The sequence below is a fragment of the Bacillus sp. AFS031507 genome (assembly GCF_002584635.1).
In the GTDB taxonomy this organism is placed as follows: Bacteria; Bacillota; Bacilli; order Bacillales; family Cytobacillaceae; genus Neobacillus.
The window spans coordinates 13,665-18,843 of record NZ_NUOW01000057.1; the positions used below are offsets into that span (position 1 = coordinate 13,665).

Genomic DNA, 5,179 nt, shown 5'->3' on the forward strand with positions numbered 1-5,179 from the left:
CGATCAATCTCACCAATTTCTGAAATAATCGTTGCCGCGATTTTTTCTCCGATACCAGGGATTGATTGGATAATCTTATATTCTATAAGTTCTTTTGCTAAAGCATCTATCTCATTTTCAAACGTAGATAGGTGCTTTTGGTATTCTAAAAGCATATTTATATACATTTTTAAGGTTAAAATGTGGCTTTGATATAAGGTTTCCTGAAAAGGATTCCGAGCTGCTGCATCTATAAGTTTCTTTGCTTTTACATCCGCCCACCTTCGAGAACGACTTTTACAATGATCCTTGATTCTAGTTGCTATGGTTTCTTCACCAGCTTCTAAGACATCGTTAGATGTAGGATAATCTAATAAAGTTAGTAAAGAAACAACTGAATATAAGTCCCCAAAAACACCTCTATACTCAGGAAAAACTTGATCAAGAACTGCTTGAAACTGTAGCTTGGTTTGTACAAATATTCCTGTTAAGTTTTCGTGTTGTCTTGTTAGATTACGAAGGTTTAAGAGTTGAATTCCACGTTTTTTATATGGCTCCAAATCCTCTTTATAGTACATTTCACAGAGATGATTTGCATCGATTATATCTGTTTTTACTTTCCGTAAACTCGAGCTCTTGGCACGATAGGAGACAAGAGGATTAACTATAATTATTAAATAATCTCTGTCCTCAANNCTGTTAAGTTCTCAATTTCTCTTAAATATTGATGTAACGTATCTAATCCCTCAAGGGTATGTGTTACTTTAAAACTACTTTTGTAAGGTTTTTTCTTATCCAAGAAAGCTTGTACCTGACTTTCACCTTTTGCTACATCCAGACCAATGACTGGATTCATTCTAAATCTCCTCCTCCAAAATAAAATTACCGGTACCCCTAATTCCTTCTTGCAGTATCATAGCTTCGCTTGTTATACGAGATCATAGTCCCAACCAGCCTCAATCATGTTTCTACAAGTAGGGGGCGAACTGTTTAGTTGACGGGATCTAGTCCCACGGGTGCTTACGTTCTACCCCGGCTACCGTTATAATAAAACTATATAAAAAATGTTCAACCAGAAATATCTGGCTGAACTTATAATACGAACGGGTGCTTGAGTTTAATTAAAATAAGAATGAGTGACTTGAATGGTCGCTCTAATCAATTGTTGATCTTGTAATAATCTTCCTTAAAAAGAGCAAGATAATAACGATTAACTCGTGGAGGTAATTTGTTGTGCTTAACAAAAAAGAGAAGATAACATCGTTATTTTGGATTGCTATTTCTGGCTTAATTTTAACAACGATTTATACAATAATCCTTGGTATTTTAGGATATAGGACTATGAACAGGATCGACTATATTTATAAACAGAATAAACAAAGATCATAAAATGGTTAATTAAGAGCGGCTGAAAAGTCGCTCTTTTTTTATCCTTATGCAACTAACGAAGCAGTTTAATGGAATAAGGAATTTTACCATAACTAGGTTAATAACATTATGGATTATATATGGGGAATATAAATTGGTTGGAGTTAAGATTATAAGGATTTCAGCTTTAGCTTAGAATCCTTTTTAAATTATATTTTATTCGTTTTTTGAAGTGTTTTAGCAGTATAATAGTATTGGTATTTCTACAGATATTTACAAAAAGGGGATAATTCATGAAGAAATTAACCTACATATTTATGGCGTTATTATTAGTTTTCCTTGCAGCTTGTTCATCAAATGAAACAACTGGCAAAGAGGAAAATGCTGAAACAAAGATAGAAGGGAAAAAAAAGGAACAGGGTGTAGCTGAGGCTAAAGAAAAGGCAGAAAAAACGAATAGTGAAAGCGGAGTCAGTCCAAGTGTTCCTGCCACTAGTACACCAACGATAACAAGTGTTAATGGTGACTTTGACTACAGTAAATATACACTAATTGTTGTAGATGGCGGAGATATGTCAGGTTCTAGAAAGCCGAATGTAAGAGTTGATGTCGGGTATGGCGACAGGGAATATTGGGCTTTTACAAATGAATACGGACAGCTAATCCGTGTTGAAGCAAAAAATATAGCACTCCAAAATCCGAATACTGAACATGTTTTATCGTCTGGGAGATACTATTCTGATGAAGCAAAGGTTCCAGGTACAGAGAGTCAAGAATTAGATGAAGGGCATGTGATTGCTGACTCACTTGGGGGAGTATCTAACGCATATAACATTACACCTCAAGACAGCATTCTCAATAGGCACGGCGATCAAGCTTATATGGAAAAAGTGATTCGAGATGCAGGAGGTTGTACAGATTTTGTAGCAGTGATTCAATATCCAAATACTCAGACGCAAATTCCTAACCATTATAAATTCACTTACAAAATTCAGGGCAGAACCATTACAGATGAATTTGACAATGTAAACCCAGATGAAGTGAACAAAAATTTAGGGGAAACGACAGGTACGAGCAGTACCCCACCGAAAACAGACAATGTACCAGCAAACGAAACGGTAAGTAGTAATGAAGATGTTAGTAAGGTGGATACCAATCATAATGGAAGTGTTACGATCGCTGAAGCCAAAGCTGCTGGCTTTAAAATGCCAATTACGCGTGATTCATGGCTCTATAAATATATGGACGATCGGGATGGTGATGGACTAGTAGGTGAGTAAACAAATCGGCTATATACACATATAACACAAAAATGAAGAAAGGCTGCTATTTTTGGCGGCTTTTTTCTTGTTGTACTAACTGGGCAGGTTAATACAACAAGAGTATCCGTTATTGAGAAACTTTGCAGGATTAATAATCTTTTGTGTGGAATGTTTAAACTAATACATAGAACATCTGAAAAGGAGTGGGAGAAACTATGAAAACACGAGTAACCGAGATTTTTGGGATTAAATATCCAATAGTACAAGGGGGACTTGCCTACCTTGCTTTTGCTGAACTGGCGGCTGCGGTCTCGAATGCAGGAGGACTCGGACAGATTACTGCTGCAACACTAGGTTCACCTGAAAAACTTCGTGAGGAAATTCGTAAAGTACGTACACTTACCAATAAGCCATTCGCCGTAAACTTTGCTATTGCAAGGCACGATGGGCAATATAAGGAATTGCTTGAGGTTGCTATTGAAGAGAAGGTACCTGCAATTTCTATAACAGGAGCTAATCCCCAACCTATTTTTGAACGTATAAAAGGAGAAAATATTCGAACGCTTGTCCTTGTTGCAGGCGTTAGACAGGCACAGAAAGCAGAACAACTCGGTGCTGACGCTGTAATGGCAGTTGGACAAGAAGGCGGTGGACATTTAGGACGAGACGATATTGGAACAATGGTACTTATTCCTCGTGTAGTCGATTCCGTATCGATTCCAGTGTTAGCGAGCGGTGGGATTGGCGATGGACGTGGTTTATTGGCAGCTTTTGCACTTGGGGCAGAAGGAATTGAAATGGGTACTCGCTTTATTGCTACTCAAGAGTGCGTTCACGCAAACGAGAAATATAAGCAGGCAATTGTTAATGCGAAAGAGTCGGATACAGTAATTATTAAGAGAACAATAGGTTCACCAGGACGAGTCCTGAAAAGTGAATTTACTCTCAATATTATCGAACGTGAAAAAGAAGGAGCAAACTATGAAGATCTGCAAGATATAATAAGCGGAAAAGCTAATTGCAGGTTTATCTATGATGGAAATGAAGCAGAGGGTTTTGGATGGGCTGGACAAGTAATCGGACTTATCAACAATATACCTACAGTACAGGAGTTATTTGATGAGATGATAAATTCGGCAGAAAAAGGTTTGAGTCGTATAAGTAATATTATCGGAGAGCGGACCCATCGATAAACTTTTACTATATTTATGCGATGTTATCTAAATCGTTAATGGTTGCTACGGCAACCATTTTTTTGTTATGAAGCAAAGATTGTGAAATAATGTTCTTAAACTATAGGGTGCTTGAGTTAAAGATCAGAGCTGTCATTAAAGCAGCTTTTTCTTGTTGAACTAACGAAGCAGGTCACTTCAAAAAGGAGTAACCTTTTTTTGTTATGAAAAAAAAGAATTTAAATTGATTTTTAATAATATAAATCGTTATAATTAGCACTAGGTACTAATACCAACTTATAATAAAAAAATATGGGGTGGTTTCTATGATAGGAACGAGAATAACTGCTATTGGTACATATGTACCTGAAAAAAAGTTAACAAATTTTGAGCTTGAGCAAATGGTTGAAACAAATAATGATTGGATTATCCAAAGAACAGGAATTCATGAACGCAGAATTAGCCGTCCTGATGAATTTACAAGTGATTTATGCGAGGGTGCCGTAAAAGACTTAATGCATAGGTATGATAAAAATGTCGAAGATGTAGATATGATTATCGTTGCAACAAGTACCCCAGATTTTCCATTTCCATCTGTTTCAAGTATCGTACAAGACCGTTTAAATATTGCTCAAACAGGTGCCATCGATTTAAGTGCGGCTTGTGCAGGATTTGTTTATGCATTGCATACAGCTCATACCTATATTGCTTCTGGACTCCACAAAAAGGTACTTGTTATTGGGGCAGATACAATCTCCAAAATTACGGATTATGCCGATAGAAGTACATGTATTTTATTTGGTGATGGTGCTGGTGCAGTATTGGTTGAAAGGGACGAACAATCGAAAAGTTTTATCGGATTCCATTTGGGAAGTGACGGAAGTGGAGCACAACATGTATACCGTCCTGGTCTATCTAAAAAAGTCAATGGGATTGAGTTAGTCGACACTCAATATCTGGTACAAAACGGTAGGGAAGTTTTTCGATGGGTTGTAAGAAATGTTCCTGAAAGTGTAAAACAAATTTTAGAAAAAACGCAAACGAGTTTAGAACAAGTTGATTGGTTTATCCCTCATAGTGCTAACTTACGGCTAATCGAACCGATTTGCGAAAAATTAGGATTCCCAATGGAAAAAACTCTTTATAGCTTGGTGAACTTTGGAAATACTTCTGCTGCAACAATTCCTTTAGCACTTGACCTTGGAATTCGTGAGGGAAAAGTTAAAAATGGAGACCAAGTTCTTTTGTACGGTTTCGGTTCTGGTTTGGTTCATGCTGGTCAATTGCTAGAATTAAATTTAGACGAACAAATTAATGTACCAAAACCATTGTAGTGTAAAAACATCGTGAAACATTCTACTTAAAGTAACGGGTGCAATAGTTGTGCGAAATGTTCCT

3 protein-coding genes and 1 pseudogene are annotated in these 5,179 nt (G+C 36.8%); 3 read left to right on the forward strand and 1 reads right to left on the reverse strand.

Annotated elements, in window-relative coordinates:
• Positions 1 to 835: pseudogene (locus COE25_RS28235) on the reverse strand (IS110 family transposase); the annotation flags it as partial.
• Positions 836 to 1,640: 805 nt separating this feature from the next.
• Here COE25_RS28235 and COE25_RS28240 point away from each other — a divergent pair.
• From COE25_RS28240 to COE25_RS28250, 3 genes are all read left to right on the forward strand, one after another.
• Entirely contained in the window at positions 1,641 to 2,627 is a 987-nt protein-coding gene (locus tag COE25_RS28240; RefSeq protein ID WP_098935015.1) for a DNA/RNA non-specific endonuclease, read from the forward strand.
• A gap of 197 nt (positions 2,628 to 2,824) precedes the next feature.
• Positions 2,825 to 3,802: an NAD(P)H-dependent flavin oxidoreductase gene (locus COE25_RS28245; RefSeq protein ID WP_098935016.1), complete on the forward strand. Its 978-nt coding sequence runs from the start codon at positions 2,825 to 2,827 to the stop codon at positions 3,800 to 3,802.
• Positions 3,803 to 4,107: 305 nt separating this feature from the next.
• Positions 4,108 to 5,115, forward strand: coding sequence for a ketoacyl-ACP synthase III (locus COE25_RS28250; RefSeq protein ID WP_098935017.1), 1,008 nt, complete (start codon positions 4,108 to 4,110; stop codon positions 5,113 to 5,115).
• The last annotated feature ends 64 nt before the right edge of the window (positions 5,116 to 5,179 follow it).

Excerpts from the sequence above, each read along its gene's own strand:
- COE25_RS28240 (WP_098935015.1), top strand. The coding sequence starts at position 1,641 with ATGAAGAAATTAACCTACATATTTATGGCGTTATTATTAGTTTTCCTT.
- COE25_RS28245 (WP_098935016.1), top strand. The coding sequence starts at position 2,825 with ATGAAAACACGAGTAACCGAGATTTTTGGGATTAAATATCCAATAGTA.
- COE25_RS28250 (WP_098935017.1), top strand. The coding sequence starts at position 4,108 with ATGATAGGAACGAGAATAACTGCTATTGGTACATATGTACCTGAAAAA.